This is a genomic window from Methanobrevibacter sp., assembly GCF_051877095.1.
Taxonomy (GTDB): Archaea; Methanobacteriota; Methanobacteria; order Methanobacteriales; family Methanobacteriaceae; genus Methanocatella.
Genome location: NZ_JBJEIO010000005.1, coordinates 350,166 through 365,472, shown reverse-complemented (window position 1 = coordinate 365,472; position 15,307 = coordinate 350,166). Strand labels below are relative to the sequence as shown.

Annotated in this window: 13 protein-coding genes; 9 read left to right on the top strand and 4 right to left on the bottom strand. The window is 30.8% G+C overall.

Annotation, left to right across the window (positions count from 1 at the left end):
* Nucleotides 1–122 precede the first annotated feature (122 nt).
* Together thiC and lysS are read left to right on the top strand one after the other, a co-directional pair.
* A complete protein-coding gene (gene thiC / locus ACI389_RS04775) occupies nucleotides 123–1,421 on the top strand; it encodes a phosphomethylpyrimidine synthase (protein WP_439780399.1) in 1,299 nt (432 codons plus the stop codon).
* A 161-nt stretch (nucleotides 1,422–1,582) separates the two neighbouring features.
* Nucleotides 1,583–3,166, top strand: a complete 1,584-nt coding sequence (gene lysS / locus ACI389_RS04770) for a lysine--tRNA ligase (protein ID WP_439780398.1) — start codon at nucleotides 1,583–1,585, stop codon at nucleotides 3,164–3,166.
* Nucleotides 3,167–3,300: 134 nt separating this feature from the next.
* On the opposite strand, the gene ACI389_RS04765 is transcribed toward lysS, so the two are convergent.
* From ACI389_RS04765 to ACI389_RS04755, 3 genes are read right to left on the bottom strand one after another with little or no spacing between them, the layout of a single operon-like run.
* On the bottom strand, nucleotides 3,301–3,678 hold the full coding sequence (locus ACI389_RS04765; RefSeq protein ID WP_439780397.1) for a GNAT family N-acetyltransferase: 378 nt from the start codon (nucleotides 3,676–3,678) through the stop codon (nucleotides 3,301–3,303).
* The gene (locus ACI389_RS04760) at nucleotides 3,678–4,148 is read right to left on the bottom strand and encodes a nucleoside deaminase (RefSeq protein WP_439780396.1); all 471 of its coding nucleotides are present in this window, start codon (nucleotides 4,146–4,148) and stop codon (nucleotides 3,678–3,680) included. The genes ACI389_RS04765 and ACI389_RS04760 overlap by 1 nt, the downstream gene beginning before the upstream one ends.
* Before the next feature lie 33 nt (nucleotides 4,149–4,181).
* A complete protein-coding gene (locus ACI389_RS04755; RefSeq protein ID WP_439780395.1) occupies nucleotides 4,182–5,243 on the bottom strand; it encodes a hypothetical protein in 1,062 nt (353 codons plus the stop codon).
* Between the two features lie 189 nt (nucleotides 5,244–5,432).
* Here ACI389_RS04755 and polC point away from each other — a divergent pair, with 189 nt between their 5' ends.
* From polC to ACI389_RS04720, 7 genes are all read left to right on the top strand, one after another.
* Nucleotides 5,433–8,729, top strand: a complete 3,297-nt coding sequence (gene polC, locus ACI389_RS04750) for a DNA polymerase II large subunit (RefSeq protein WP_439780394.1) — start codon at nucleotides 5,433–5,435, stop codon at nucleotides 8,727–8,729.
* Between the two features lie 230 nt (nucleotides 8,730–8,959).
* The gene (gene nrdD, locus ACI389_RS04745; RefSeq protein WP_439780393.1) at nucleotides 8,960–11,278 is read left to right on the top strand and encodes an anaerobic ribonucleoside-triphosphate reductase; all 2,319 of its coding nucleotides are present in this window, start codon (nucleotides 8,960–8,962) and stop codon (nucleotides 11,276–11,278) included.
* A 256-nt stretch (nucleotides 11,279–11,534) separates the two neighbouring features.
* Complete coding sequence (locus tag ACI389_RS04740; RefSeq protein WP_439780392.1) at nucleotides 11,535–11,825, top strand: 50S ribosomal protein L21e; 291 nt, start codon at nucleotides 11,535–11,537, stop codon at nucleotides 11,823–11,825.
* A gap of 5 nt (nucleotides 11,826–11,830) precedes the next feature.
* On the top strand, nucleotides 11,831–12,175 hold the full coding sequence (locus ACI389_RS04735; RefSeq protein ID WP_439780391.1) for an RNA polymerase Rpb4 family protein: 345 nt from the start codon (nucleotides 11,831–11,833) through the stop codon (nucleotides 12,173–12,175).
* A 155-nt stretch (nucleotides 12,176–12,330) separates the two neighbouring features.
* Nucleotides 12,331–12,963 (top strand): DUF655 domain-containing protein, encoded by a 633-nt coding sequence (locus ACI389_RS04730; protein WP_439780390.1) that lies wholly within the window; start codon nucleotides 12,331–12,333, stop codon nucleotides 12,961–12,963.
* An 8-nt stretch (nucleotides 12,964–12,971) separates the two neighbouring features.
* The gene (rsmA, locus tag ACI389_RS04725; protein ID WP_439780389.1) at nucleotides 12,972–13,844 is read left to right on the top strand and encodes a 16S rRNA (adenine(1518)-N(6)/adenine(1519)-N(6))-dimethyltransferase RsmA; all 873 of its coding nucleotides are present in this window, start codon (nucleotides 12,972–12,974) and stop codon (nucleotides 13,842–13,844) included.
* 6 nt (nucleotides 13,845–13,850) lie between these two features.
* Nucleotides 13,851–14,435: a HemK2/MTQ2 family protein methyltransferase gene (locus ACI389_RS04720; RefSeq protein WP_439780388.1), complete on the top strand. Its 585-nt coding sequence runs from the start codon at nucleotides 13,851–13,853 to the stop codon at nucleotides 14,433–14,435.
* Nucleotides 14,436–14,445: 10 nt separating this feature from the next.
* Here ACI389_RS04720 and dapF read toward each other — a convergent pair whose 3' ends face one another.
* On the bottom strand, nucleotides 14,446–15,306 hold the full coding sequence (gene dapF, locus ACI389_RS04715) for a diaminopimelate epimerase (RefSeq protein ID WP_439780387.1): 861 nt from the start codon (nucleotides 15,304–15,306) through the stop codon (nucleotides 14,446–14,448).
* Nucleotide 15,307 lies beyond the last annotated feature (1 nt).

Here is a 15,307-nt window from a genome sequence, read left to right as displayed (position 1 = left end):
AAAGGCCAACCAACTAATTTAAATACTAATAAATAAATATAAAAAAGTATCAAATTGAAATTAAATTTAATTAAAATAAATTTGATTATTTTAAATATTATTTAACAAAATAATGTGATAACATGACTCAAATTAGTGATGCTAAAAAAGGAATTTTAACTGAAGAAATGAAACATGTTGCAGAAATAGAAAATGTTTCAGAAGAGTTTATTTTAAAATCAGTAGCAAAAGGTACAATCGTAATACCTAATAATGTAAACAGAAACATTGAAGCTTCAGGTATTGGTGCAGGACTTAGAACTAAAGTAAATGCAACAGTCGGAACTTCAACTGATATTGTTAACTTTGATGAAGAAGTGCAAAAAGCACAAATTGCAATTGACCACGGTGCAGACTGTTTAATGGAATTAAGTATTGGTGGAGACTTAGATGAAATCAGAAGAAGAGTTCTTGACATGTCCCCATTACCAGTAGGTTCCGTACCAGTTTATCAAGCAGCTATTGAAAGTATTAGGAAACATGGTTCTGTAGTTGACATGACTGAAGATGACTTATTCAATGCTATCGAAAAACAAGCAAAAGATGGTATTGATTTCATGGCAATTCATAGTAGTATCAATATTGAAACTTTAACTAGACTCAAAAGACAAGGTCGTGTAACTGGACTTGTATCTCGTGGAGGATCATTCATGTCCGGATGGATTGTTGAAAATGAAAAAGAAAATCCATTATACTCAAACTTCGATTATGTTTTAGAATTAGCTAAAGAACATGATGTTGTTCTTTCACTTGCTAATGGTATGAGAGCAGGATCTATTGCTGATTCAACAGACCGTGCTCAAATCCAAGAATTAATCATTTTAGGAGAATTAATTGATAAATCACGTGAAGCTGGAGTGCAATGTATGATTGAAGGACCTGGACATATCCCTATTAACGAAATTCCTACAAATGTTATGATTCAAAAGAAAATGTGTTCCAATGCTCCATTCTATATGCTTGGACCTATTGTATGTGATGTAGCACCAGGTTATGACCATATAGTATCTGCAATCGGTGCAGCGTCATCTGCAAAAGCTGGAGCAGACTTTATTTGTTATGTAACTCCTGCTGAACACCTTGCTCTTCCTAACCCTGATGATGTAAGAGAAGGAGTAATTGCAACAAAAATCGGAGCTTATGCTGGTGACTTAGCAACTGGTCAAATCGATGGTTCACAAGATTTAGCTATGGCTGAAGCTCGTAAAAATCTTGATTGGGAAGGACAATATGCATGTGCTATGTTCCCTGAAGCTGCACGTGCAAAAAGAGATCAAAGGCCACCTGAAGAAGAAGACACCTGTACCATGTGTGGTAACTACTGTGCAGTAAAAATCGTTAATGAATGGTTAGATAAATCTGATTCTGAATTGATTAAATAGATAAATTATATCTATCCTTTCCTTCTTTTTTTATACTAAAAACCAACCCAACGTTGAAAACAGACTACTTTTACTTAATCTTTTTATATAAATACTAACAAATATTAATTTAATATAACTTATTTTATGATAATTTTTTTATTAAAAAACGGTGAATATAAATGACACATTGGATTGAAAACATAGCTAAAGAATTAGCACAAAGAGATGTAGAAGAACATGTTATTGCAAGTGGAACCTCTATTTCAGGTTCAATACACATTGGGAACTCTTGCGACATATTTATTGCTAATGCAATTGGAAAAAAATTAAGGGAACTCGGAAAACAAGCAAAAACTATCTGGATTGCAGATGACCACGATCCATTAAGAAAAGTACCATATCCACTTCCTGAAGATTATGATAAATATCTAGGTATGCCTTACTCTGTTATTCCATGTCCTGATGGTTGTTGTGCTAATTTTGTAGAACACTTTGAAAAACCTTTACTTACTGTAATGGATGATTATGGAATTGAAATGGAAACCAAATCAGGTTTTGAAATGTATAAAAGTGGCATTTACAATGATTATATTAGAACTTCTCTTGAACATGTTGATGAAATCAAAGAAATCTTCAACGAATACAGGAGAGAACCATTAGCAGAAGACTGGTTACCTTACAATCCAATTTGTGATGAATGTGGACGTGTAAATACAACTTATGCTTATGATCATGATGGAGACATTATTAAATATAGATGTGAATGTGGCCATGATGGTGAAATGGATATTAAATCTGGTAACGGTAAACTTACTTGGAGAGTAGAATGGGCAGCAAGATGGAAAATCTTTGGAACTACATGTGAACCATTTGGAAAAGACCATGCAGCTAGTGGAGGATCTTATGATGTAAGTAGTATTATTTCAGAAAAAATCTTTGATTATCCTGCACCATATCCAGTTCCATATGAATGGATTACTCTTGATGGTGAAGCAATGAGTAAATCTCATGGAGTATTCTTTGCTCCTGAAGAATGGTTAAAAATTGGACCTGCTGAAAGTCTTAACTATTACTTATTTAGATCCAAACCAATGAAAGCAAAAGATTTTTCACCAAAAATGTCATTTTTAGACTTTATTGACCAATTTGATACAGTTGAAAAAGTATTCTACGATGAAGAAGAAGCACCATCTGAAAAAGAAGGTAAAAAATTCAAAGAAATCTATGAAATCGTGCAAATCCATGAAGGCAGCCCATTGCCATTTAGACCACCTTTCAGATTTTTAGTTAATGCTTATCAAATAGCTGGTGATGACTTAGAAAAAATCTATGGAATTTTAAAAAGAAACTCACAATTATCTAAAAGCTTTAAAGATAAAGAATTTGACGATTTAACTGAAACAGAATTAGCTCAATATCGTGAAAGAGTTGACAATGTAATTTACTGGTTAGATACTTATGCGCCTAAATTTGTAAAATTCCAAGTACAAGAGAAAAACATTCCAAAATTACCATTAACTGATGAGCAAACCAAATTCTTAACTGATTTAGCTGATTTAATGGAAAACAATGAATTTTCAGAAGCAACACAATTACACGATGCAATGTATGAAATCTTAGAAGCACAAGAATTAAAACCTCAAAAAGGATTCCAAGCTATTTATAAAATGATTCTTGGTCAAAAACAAGGCCCAAGAGCAGCTTCATTCTTGTTAAGCTTAGACAAAGATTTCGTTGTAAAAAGATTAAGACAAGAAGCTTAATCTTTTAAATTTTATTTTTTTCTTAATTTTCTATAATTATTTAGTTAGTTATAAAGAAAGTTTCAATATATCTAAAACTTAATTTTTTTTGATTTTAAAAAAAAAGTTCACCACATTATCAGTGAATTTAAACATTAAATTAAACTTTTAAATTCTTTTTTCATTAAAAGTTCATCAATAAATTTATAATCTAATTTTTTAAAGATTTCAATTAGAATATCCTCATTACTATCAAAATTAACAATTACACTTTTAAATTCATAATCCATAGCTATTTTCTCAAGTTGTCTGATTAATTTATACGCTATTCTCTCACGATCATCGTATGAATTTAAAAATAATGTAGTAATCTCAGCAGAATCTGCATCATGCACTTTAAAACTAGCACAACCAACAGTTTTGCCAAAGTTATTTAGAAGCAAAACTACTTGAGGATCATCTAAGAAACAATCAAAAGATTTACAAAGTTCAATAAATCTCTCATCCATTTCATTTGTTACAATAATCTCCATTATCTCACCTCAGTAGTATTCCCCACTCTTTTAAGCTCTTTTTCCCATACATTTGGATTATCTTTAATAAAATTTAAAAATAACTCCCTACATTTTGGATTATCCAATACAACAACCTCAACATCATTAGACTTAAGTAAATTCTCAGCACCCATTAAAGTAACATTGTCACCAATTACAACTCGTGGTATATTATATAATATTACAGCACCAGAACACATGGAGCATGGAGATAATGTTGTATAAAGTGTACATCTAATATAATCTTCATAGGTTAAACAGCCAGCATTTTCAAGTACATCTATTTCTGCATGTAAAACTACAGAATTATCTTGAATCAACCGATTATGTCCTCTAGATATTATCTTATTATTTTTAACAAGAACAGCCCCAATTGGAAGTCCACCATCTTTTAAAGATTTTTGAGCTTCACAAATAGCCTCATTCATAAAATAATTATCATTTGTCATTTTAAAAAAAATAAATTAGATGAAATTAATCACCTATTTAAATCTATTAAATAATCCTTTATTGGATTCTTTTTCCAAGTCTTCTTCAAGTTTAGTAATTTGCTTTTTCAAACTTGAAATAGTTTTACTAGACCCATTAGATAACTTATCATAACTACTTTCCTTAAGTCTAAGTTGAGTAGTAAGTGATGAAATTTCTTCTTTGTATCCTTCAATTTCTTTCTTAACTTGCTGATTTACTTCTTCTTTATAATTACCTAGTTTAATTATTTCATCTCTTAAAGTTTTAATCTCATTAGAAAGCTCAGCATTATCTTTTTTAGCTTTATCTAACTCTAAGTTTACATCATCTAACTCTCTAGACAAAACACTATTCTCTTTTTTCAACTCATCAATATTAATTGAATCTAGTTTCTCTTTATATTGATTTATTTTAGCTTGTAATTTCTCTTTAACAGACTCAATTTCAACTTCAAATTTATCTGCTCTTACCTTGTTAACAGCACTTTCAGCACCAATTTTTCCAATTTTATTACTTAAATCCACATTAATATCTAATTGCTCAAAATATTTCCTAGTTGAGTTTTCAAGAGCATCAGTTAATTCTGTTTTAATATCCTTTAGATTAGCATTTTCCTTTTTAAGATTAGGAATTACTTTATTAGTTAAGTAATTAAGTTCCTGAGATTGGTTAGATAATTTCTTTTCTTTCTCACTTAATATATTTTTCAAATTATCTACAATACTAGAATCAATTTTTTTGGAAGATTTTTCTTTCTTAACTTCCTCTTTAGAACCCTCAACAGGTTTTTTTGAAATTTCTTCAGAAGATTCTTCTTTTATATTATCTTCAACTACATCTTTAGAAACATCAATAGGTTTTTCAGAAACTTCTTCAACTACTTTATCAGAAATTTCTTCAGAAGATTCTTCTTTATCAATTACATTTTTAGAAACATCAACAGGTTTTTCAGAATCCGCTTTAACAGATTTTGTTTCACTTACTTCTTCAGTTTTACGATACTTTTTTAGTTTATCCAAGTCTAATTTCATTTTACTGCCATACATAGCATTAATCGCTTTATCACTAGGCATTAAAATCACCAAAATAGCAAAATTAATTAAAAATTCAACAACAAATTACATTTAAAAATTTTAGATTTTTCTATATTTAAGTATTTTTAAATATAGAGTTTAATAGTGATTCTTAAAATTACAAACATTATTAAATTAGGAAAAACAATAAATTATATGATAAATTAATTTTGGACTTGTGGCGATACCATGGATTATTTTGATAGATTAGAATCTGATACCCATCACCTATACGAAATAGCTAATAAAGCCAGATCAAAAGGTTTAGATGTTGAAATAGAGACTGAAGTACCTCTAGCAAAGGATTTAGCTGAAAGAGTAGAAGGGCTTGTTGGTCCTGAAGGTGTAGCTAAAAGAATTAAAACATTAGAACAAGATATTACAAGAGAAGAAGTTGCCTTTGAAATTGCAGCAGAGATTGCCTCTGGTGAATTTGAACTTACCGGCGAAAAAGCTGAATGGGATACCGAACAAAGATGTGATCAAGGCCTCAGAACTGCACTTGCTATTCTCACAGAAGGAGTAGTAGCAGCACCCCTTGAAGGAATTTCTGATGTTAAAATTAAAGACAACTTTGATGGAACAAAATATATAGGAGTATATTTCGCAGGACCTATTAGGAGTGCAGGAGGAACTGCAGCTGCACTAGCAGTACTTTTAGGTGATAAAATTAGGCGAGCTATTGGTATTGATGCATTCAAACCAATCGATGATGAAATCGAAAGATACGTAGAAGAAGTTGAATTATACGAATCAGAAGTTACAAACTTACAATACTCACCAACACCAGAAGAAGTGAGATTTGCAGCAACTCACATTCCTGTAGAAGTTTCAGGAGAACAAACTGATAAAGTAGAAGTATCTCACCGTGATTTAGAACGTGTTGAAACTAACAACATTCGTGGTGGAGCACTTCTTGCTATGGTTGAAGGAGTTATTCAGAAATCTAAAAAAATCAAAAAGATTTCAAACAAATTAGGTCTTGACTGGGATTGGCTTGAAGAATATTCCAAACCTAAAAAAGATGATGTAAAAGAGGATTCTAATGATTCAGATATTGTTAGCGAACCTAAATATATTCAAGACATCATTGGTGGAAGACCAATTCTTGGATATCCTTCTGAAAAAGGTGCATTTAGATTAAGATATGGTAGATCTAGAAATACTGGTCTTGCAACTATGGGAGTTCACCCAGCAACAATGGCATTACTTGATTTTTTAGCAGTTGGAACACAACTCAAAATTGAATATCCTGGAAAAGGTAATTGTGTGGTTCCTGTAGATTCAATTGAAGGACCTACAGTTAAACTCAAAAATGGAGATGTCTTAATTCTCGATTCTGTAAAAAAAGCACGAGAAGTTAAAAAAGATGTTGTTGAAATATTATTCCTTGGAGACATGCTTGTTGCATTCGGAGAATTTTTAAGAAACAATCAACCATTATATCCATCTGGATGGTGTGAAGAATGGTGGATTCAACTATTAATGAGAAGCGAAAATTTCGATGAGAAAAATAACAATTTAGATTTACATAGACTTGAATATGAATATTTATCATCCATTGAGGCATTTAGCTTATCTAAAGAGTATAACATTCCACTTCATCCTAAATACACATACTGTTACAATGATGTAACAATTGAAGATTTAAATTCATTAATTGATTTAATTGAAAAAGGTAAACCAACATTCAATAAAGATAAAGGAATGCAACTTGATTTATCATATCAAAAAAGAATTCTTGAAATAATAGGTGTTCCCCATACCATACGAGATAATAAAATTATTATTGACAAAGATCACTCTTATTCACTTTTAGTGACATTATCTAAAAAATTAGCCAATAAAGAAACCACTCTAGATGCTGTAAATGAAATTTCACCTGTCGAAATTAAAAATAAAGCACCAGCATATATTGGTACTCGTGTAGGTAGACCTGAAAAATCAAAAGAAAGATTGATGAGACCAGCACCTCATGGGTTAATACCTATTGGAAATAATGGTGGTTCTAGAAGACTTGTAGCTACAGCTGCTAAAAAAGGAAGTATTAAAGTAGATATTTCTAGAAGAAAATGTACAAATCCAAATTGTGGAATCAGTTCATTTGGATCACTTTGCCCTAAATGTGGTAGTCCAACTGAAATGGGAAAACCATCCCAAAAAACTATTCCCCTTGCGGCTATGCTTAAAAAAGCATCAGATAATGTCAAAGTAAGACGTGTTGATGAAGTTAAAGGTGTAATTGGTATGATTTCAGAATCTAAATTACCAGAACCTATTGAAAAAGGAATACTTAGAGCAAAACATGAAGTATTTACTTTTAAAGATGGAACCATTAGACACGACTCAACTGACTTGCCACTTACTCACTTCATTCCAAGTGAAATTGGAGTTACAGTCGAAAAATTATTAGAAATGGGTTATGAAAAAGATTGTTATGGAAATCCTATTGAAAATGAAGACCAAATCATTGAGCTTAAAGTTCAAGATATCGTTATTTCAAACAATTGTGGTGAATATTTACTACATACTGCACAATTTATCGACGACGAGCTTGAAAGATATTATCATATGGAACCATTCTATAACGTTAAAGAAAAAAGTGACTTAATTGGACATTTAGTCGCAGGACTTGCTCCTCACACATCCGCAGGAGTACTTGGAAGAATTGTTGGATTTACAAAAGCATTGGGCTGCTATGCTCATCCTTACTTCCACTCAGCAAAACGTAGAAACTGTGATAGTGACGAAGATGCTGTAATGCTATTATTAGATGCATTAATTAACTTTTCAAAATCATATTTACCAAATACTAGAGGAGGAAGTATGGATGCTCCTTTAGTTTTATCTTCAAGAATTGATCCAGAAGAAATAGATGATGAATCACATAATTTAGATATCTTTGAAAGATTCCCTGTAGAGTTTTATGAAGAAACTTATACTCCCCATAAGCCTGCGGAGGTTTTAGAATATATTGATAATGTAGAAATGCATTTAGGAACCCCACAGCAATACGAAGGATTGATGTTTTCCCATCATACTTCAAGTATTCACGCAGGACCTACTGTTTGCCTATATAAACGATTACCATCAATGCGAGAAAAAGTTGAAGCTCAAATTGCACTTGCTGAGACTATTAGAGCAGTTGATCAAAGAGGAGTTGTGGAAAAGGTCTTATCATCTCATTTCTTACCTGACATTATGGGTAACTCAAGAGCATTTTCCAAACAAAAAGTAAGATGTCCTAAATGTGGTGCTAAATACCGGAGAATGCCACTTACTGGAAAATGTAGATGTGGAGGTAATTTAATACTGTCCGTTTCAAAAGGATCAGTTACTAAATACCTTGAAATATCACAAGAGCTTGTTAATAGATATCCTGTTTCACATTACTTAAAACAACGTTTAGAAATACAGGAATATGGTATTAACTCATTGTTTGAAAGTGATAAATCCAAACAAAGTTCTTTAGATGTATTTTTCTAAAGAATTACTTTCCAAATGCTCTTGGACTTTTAATTTTTAATATTAGAAATATAATAAATATCACAGTATAATAGACTTGATTAAGCAAAGACGAAAATTTTATATATTCTCAAAATCAAGTATTAAAATATATGTTCGATAGAATACGAACAATTTTTATACATGAGCAAACATATATTATTTTACATGAGAGTACTTACTCTCGAAATTATGAAAATGGTGTGTTTTAAATGGAAAAAACTTCAGAATTAAAAAAAAATTTAGATGAATCTGCAAAAATTAATGTAGAGAAGAATAATGGGATTAAAGAAAGATTCAGCTATGAAAAATTACTAAAATCATTAGTAATGGTTGAAACTCCTTTTTTTGAATCTGATAAAATCGTAGCAACAGTAGTATCACAGTTATACGATGGAATTAAAACTAAAGAAATCAAAAAAATCGTGCATGAATGTTTAGAAGACATTGATTCTGAAATTGCAAACAAATATTTAGCAAGTACCAGATTAAAAGTACGTACTTCAAGAGATACTATTGAAGCATTTGACTTATCCAAAATCGCAAATACTTTAATTGAAGAAACTGGAGCAAGCCAAGAAACTGCATTTGAAATTGCAACCGAAACTTGGAAAGAACTCAAAAAATTAAATGTAGAATACTTAACTGCTCCAATGATTAGGGAAATTGTTAACACTAAATTAGTAGAATATGGCTTAGAAGATTTAAGAAGCCGTTACACTCGTTTAGGTATTCCTGTATATAACATTACCAATTTAATCGAAAATGGTAACAGAGATAATGCAAATATGATTCACAACCCTGAAAGTATTCACAAACATGTAGCAGATGAAGCATTAAAACAATATGCTCTTTTAAAAATGCTTCCTGCACACTTAGCAGATGCACACATGTCTGGAGATATCCACATTCACGATTTAGAATTTTTCGCAGGAAGACCTCTAAATTGTATGCAACACGATATTAGAACTTTCATCAAATATGGACTTAAAGTAGATGGTACTGGGGATCACACTTCAATTGCAGGAGCTCCAAACCATATGGAAACATTAATGAACCATACTGGTGAAATTATGCTTGCAGCACAACAAAACATGTCTGGAGGACAAGGAATGTCTCTCTGGAACGTATTTGTAGCACCATTTGCAAGAGGAAGAACATACGAAGAAATCAAACAATCTGTACAAATGCTTGTTTACAACTTAAACATGGCATATGCAGCAAGAGGATCCCAAGTTCCATTCACAAGTATGGCATTAGAATTTGGTGTTCCTGACTTCTTAAAAGAAGAAACAGCATACGGACCGAAAGGTCAAGTAGTAGGAACTTATGGTGATTTTGAAGAAGAAACCAGATTAATACAAAGAGCATTTACTGAAACATTACTCGCTGGAGATAACGAAGGAAAACCTCATTTATTCCCTAATACCATTTATACTCTCCGTAAAGAAACAATGACCAGTGAATACGAAGAAGACATCAGATTAGTTCACGAATTATCTGCAAAATATGGTTCTTCCTACTTTGTAAACATGTTCCCTAAATATAGAGGAGACATGGCAAACTACATGGGATGTAGAACTTGTTTACAAGATACATGGACTGGTGACTGGGATCAAGATTGTTTAAGAACTGGTAACTTAGCTTATGTTACTTTAAACTTACCAAGAATTGGATATCAATCTAAAGATGAAAGTCAAGTATTTGAATACTTAGACGAATACATGGATCTTGCAGTTGAAACTTTAATGCTTAGAAGAGAACAAGGATTAAAATGTTTAAACGATTTCCACATTTTACCATTCTTAAAACAACAAGTAGCTGAAGACTCTTACTACAGAATCCAAAATTCAACTTTATCTTTTGGTTTCGTTGGACTTAACGAAATGTTATCTTCATTATTTGGAGAAGGTATTGAAAATGCTGATGCAAATAAATTCGGAGTAAAATGTATTGAATACATCAATGATAGAGCTAACCAATTAAAAGATGAAACTGGACTCAGATGGTCTGTTATTCAAACTCCTGCTGAATCTACTGCTTACAGATTTGCAACTCTCGATAAAAAACAATATGGAGACCAAGCTATTGTACAAGGTGAAGGAAACGCAAATTACTACACAAACTCTTCACATGTACCAGTAGACACTGGCCTTTCACTTATCGAAAAAATTAAAATTGAAGAACAATATCACAGTATCACACCAGGTGGACACATCTTCCATGCATTCATGGGTGAATCCTATTCTGACCCTGATTCTTTAATGAGTTTAACTAATAAAATTGCTAAAAAATCAGATATTGGATTCTGGGCTTACAGTTCAGCATTAAGTTTCTGTCTTAAATGTAAAACATTAATGAAAGGATTGAACAATAGTTGTCCTACCTGTGGTGAAAAAGACGATGTTGAATGGTATGACAGAATTACTGGATACGTACAACAAGTTGGACGTGCAAAATCTGCATCCGGTGGATGGAACCCAGGTAAACGTCAAGAATTAATTGACAGAAGAAGATTCGAAGATAACTAAATAGTTATCTTCACACACCATTTTAAACACCAAACCACAACCATATTTTAAAATTTATATTAAAAAAAATTTTAAAAAATGCTAAAAAACTAAAAGTATATTAATAGCATTAAACTAAAATTATAATATTATCATGTTACTGAGTGATAATTACATTATTTTCACATTCTATGTTACTAGTATTTATGGGCAATTTAATACTAGGTCGCTGATAACATAGATTAATATACCCAGACAGCTGATAAGAGGTTATATTATGCAAAGATCAAGAGGATTAAAAAGTAGATCAAGAAAAAAAATGACTAAAACCCAAAGACCAGGTAGGACCAATCCTATTACTAACAAAATGCAAAGGTTTGAAGAAGGAGACTTAGTTCACATTACTATCAATCCAAGTATCCAAAAAGGACAACCTTCTCCTAGATTCCATGGTAAAACTGGAAAAGTTACTGGTCAAAAAGGTAAAGCTTACATCATATCCTTAAAAGAAGGAAACAAAGCAAAGGAATTAATTGTAAGACCTGACCACTTAAAATTACAAAAATGATTTCTATGATTGGAAAAGAAATTATTGAAAGTGAACCAATATCAAGTACAGAAGTAAAACAAGTTCTTGAAGATTTTTCACAAAACAATGAATTAAACTATGAGCAAAATATTACTTTAAATCATCTTGCACGATTTAAAAGATATTCCATTGAAGATTCAGAAGAAATTATTAAAAAACTTCAAGACGATTTTGGCCTAAGAGATAAAGTTGCAGTACGTATCGCAGATTTAGCTCCAAAAGATTTAGCAGATTTAAGATTAATTTTTGCTAAAGAAACTATGAAAATTGAAAAATCAGATATGGAAAAAATACTTGAACTCTTAGAACAATATGATATTGAAGAATAGTTTCTAACTATTCACTTTTTTTATTATATTTTTAATTTATTATCCAAAAATATACTTTTTTTAGATATCTTTATTATACTTAAAAAATAAATTAATTAATTAGTTTATTTATATAGCTAATTTTAGTTTTATAAAAACAATAGTGAGTGATAAAGATGGTTGATAATAAAAAAAGAAATGAAAAAAAACCAACTGTAAAAAGAGAACAACATGCTGTTGTTCTTGATTATTTAAGCAGAGGCTATGTTAAATCAGATATGTCTAAATTTGCTGGAAAACCTATTGCTCAAGCTATTGGTACAGAACAATTCACTTTACTTGAATTAGCTCCTAAAAAAGGTGTTGATTTAGAAATAGGAGACACAGTATTTATAGGAGAAGGAAAAAAAGATAAGATATATAGAGTACTTGGGAGATTAAACTTTGAAAAATTAACTGCAACAAGTAGAATAGAATTGGATTATACAATCAGAGACATTGTTGAATCAAACGAAGAAAAATATGTTAACTTTTTCAATACAACAGGGGCAGTAAGTACAAGACTCCATACACTTGAATTGATTCCAGGAATTGGAAAAAAATATATGTGGGACATTATTAATGCTAGAGAAGAAAAACCATTTGAAAGTTTTAAAGATATAACAGAAAGACTCCCAACATTAACTGATCCTGCAGGAATGATTGTAAACCGGGTTAAACAAGAATTAGACAAAAATACCCTAAAAAGAGGAAAAAGTAAATATTACATATTTACACAAGCTCCAAGAAAACCTAGAAATCCAAGATAAGTGATAAATTGAATAATGAAAATTCCTTATCCCTTTCCAAGATAACTAAAAACATCTTAAATCAAAATGGGATAAAGTTAAATAAAAATCTTGGTCAAAATTATCTAATTGATAAAAATAAAAGAGACCAAATCATTAACTTTGGAAACATCCATAAAGAGGATGTAATCTTAGAAATTGGAACTGGAATTGGAACATTAACAATTGAACTTGCCAAAAAAGCTAAAAAGGTAATAGCTATTGAACAGGATGAAAATATCTGTAGAATATTAGCTAAAAGACTCAAAGATGAAAAAATAGATAATGTGGATTTACTCAATGAAGATGCATTAGATGTTGAATTTCCAAAATTCAATAAAATCATCTCTAATCTACCTTATCAAATCTCATCACCAATTACTTTTAAATTTTTAGACTATGATTTTGATTTAGCTATTTTAATGTATCAAAAAGAATTTGCTGATCGTATGAATGGTGAAGTTGGAACTAAAAATTATTCTAGACTTTCAGCCATGTTATATTTTAAATGTGATGTGAAAAAATTAACAGATGTGAGTTCTGAGAGTTTTATCCCAAAACCAAAAATTGACTCTTCTGTTGTGAAATTAACACCCAAAAAAAATAAAATTTCAATTGAAGATTTTGAAATTTATTCTAAATTTACAAAAGCATTGTTCCAACATAGGAACAAAAAAATCAGAAATGCATTGATTGATTCCAGACATATAATAACCAATCTTGATAAAAAAGAAATGAAAAAACACATGAACAACATTGAAGATGAAAAATTAAATGAATATCTAACACAAAGAGTTGTTACACTTAAACCCGAAGATATACTGTTTTTATCTAAAAAGTTAAACTCAATTTTTAATGGATAGATTGCTATGCAAGATTTTACAATTAATATTGATGATAATGTTTACATTCCAGCGGAAGATAGCTATTTACTCGCAGAAAACTTGCAAATTAAAAAAGGACAAAGTGTACTGGAAATTGGGACTGGATCAGGTATTATTGCAATGTATGCTTCACGACTTACAGATAATATTACTGTAACCGATATTAATTTTGATGCTTGTGAACTTGCACGTAAAAACTTCGAGGCAAATAACATTGAAACCATTGAAATATTGTTTGGAAATTTATTTGAACCTGTAAAAAATAGAAAGTTTGATGTAATTTTATTTAATACTCCATATCTACCTACCGAAGAAGGCGAAGTTCTAGATGACACTATAAATTATGCATTCGATGGTGGATTAGATGGCAGAAAAGTTATTGACATCTTTTTAAATGAAGTAGGGAATCATTTAAATGATGGTGGAATAGTACAGATGATACAGTCTTCACTATCAGGTAATGAAGAAACACTAGAAAAATTAGATAAATTAGGTTTTATTTCAGAAATAGCTGAAAAAGAACATTTCTTTTTCGAAGATATAACATTAATTAATGCTTATAAAATTTAAAAAAGGAGAATTAAAATTCTCCATCATAAACAAGCTCTGCAGGACCTTTCATAAAGGCTCCAAGAGAATCATCTTTTTCATATACATTGAATTCTAAGTCACCACCAGGTAAATGAAGTAATACATCACTATCAAATAAACCTAACTTGTACCCAGAAATAGCTGTAGAAGTCGCACCAGTACCACATGCAAGAGTTACACCAGCACCTCTTTCCCAAGTAATCATTTTACCTTCATTTTTAGAGATTACCTCTACAAAATGCACATTGATCTTTTCAGGAAATACTTCATGTGCTTCAATAGCAGGACCATATTTGTTAATATCTATTTCATCTACATTATCAACAAAAATAATTGCATGAGGATTTCCAACACTAATAGCAGTTACATTAAAAGTAGTATCTAAAACTTCTAAATTACCGTCTAAAAATTCCTCCATATCTGAAATCATTGGAATTTCTGTAGTTTTAAAAGTTGATAATCCCATATCAACTTTAAATAATACAGGTTCACCATTATCCAATGTGATTTCAATTGTTTTAATTCCTGCTCTTGTTTCAACAGTCATTTTTTCCTGTTTTAAAATACCTTTTCTGTATACAAAATCTCCAAAACATCTTATACCGTTTCCACACATTTCAGCTTCGCTTCCATCAGGATTGAACATTCTATACCCAATATCTGCAACTTCAGATGGTTCTACAAATAAGACACCATCCCCACCTACTCCAAAGTTTCTATGGCATAACATTCTACATGCTTCAGGTTTATCTTCTTCAGAAATGACTTTTCCTTTTGATTCATCGATTATTGGAAAATCATTACCTATTCCATGCATTTTTGAGAATTTTAATCCTTTTAAATCTACCATA

What these genes read in the sequence shown, in the direction of transcription:
- ACI389_RS04720 (WP_439780388.1), top strand. Translation starts at nt 13,851, where the DNA reads ATGCAAGATTTTACAATTAATATTGATGATAATGTTTACATTCCAGCG.
- ACI389_RS04730 (WP_439780390.1), top strand. Translation starts at nt 12,331, where the DNA reads ATGGTTGATAATAAAAAAAGAAATGAAAAAAAACCAACTGTAAAAAGA.
- ACI389_RS04765 (WP_439780397.1), bottom strand. Translation starts at nt 3,678, where the DNA reads ATGGAGATTATTGTAACAAATGAAATGGATGAGAGATTTATTGAACTT.
- polC (WP_439780394.1), top strand. Translation starts at nt 5,433, where the DNA reads ATGGATTATTTTGATAGATTAGAATCTGATACCCATCACCTATACGAA.
- ACI389_RS04740 (WP_439780392.1), top strand. Translation starts at nt 11,535, where the DNA reads ATGCAAAGATCAAGAGGATTAAAAAGTAGATCAAGAAAAAAAATGACT.
- nrdD (WP_439780393.1), top strand. Translation starts at nt 8,960, where the DNA reads ATGGAAAAAACTTCAGAATTAAAAAAAAATTTAGATGAATCTGCAAAA.
- lysS (WP_439780398.1), top strand. Translation starts at nt 1,583, where the DNA reads ATGACACATTGGATTGAAAACATAGCTAAAGAATTAGCACAAAGAGAT.
- ACI389_RS04755 (WP_439780395.1), bottom strand. Translation starts at nt 5,243, where the DNA reads ATGCCTAGTGATAAAGCGATTAATGCTATGTATGGCAGTAAAATGAAA.
- thiC (WP_439780399.1), top strand. Translation starts at nt 123, where the DNA reads ATGACTCAAATTAGTGATGCTAAAAAAGGAATTTTAACTGAAGAAATG.
- ACI389_RS04735 (WP_439780391.1), top strand. Translation starts at nt 11,831, where the DNA reads ATGATTGGAAAAGAAATTATTGAAAGTGAACCAATATCAAGTACAGAA.
- dapF (WP_439780387.1), bottom strand. Translation starts at nt 15,306, where the DNA reads ATGGTAGATTTAAAAGGATTAAAATTCTCAAAAATGCATGGAATAGGT.
- ACI389_RS04760 (WP_439780396.1), bottom strand. Translation starts at nt 4,148, where the DNA reads ATGACAAATGATAATTATTTTATGAATGAGGCTATTTGTGAAGCTCAA.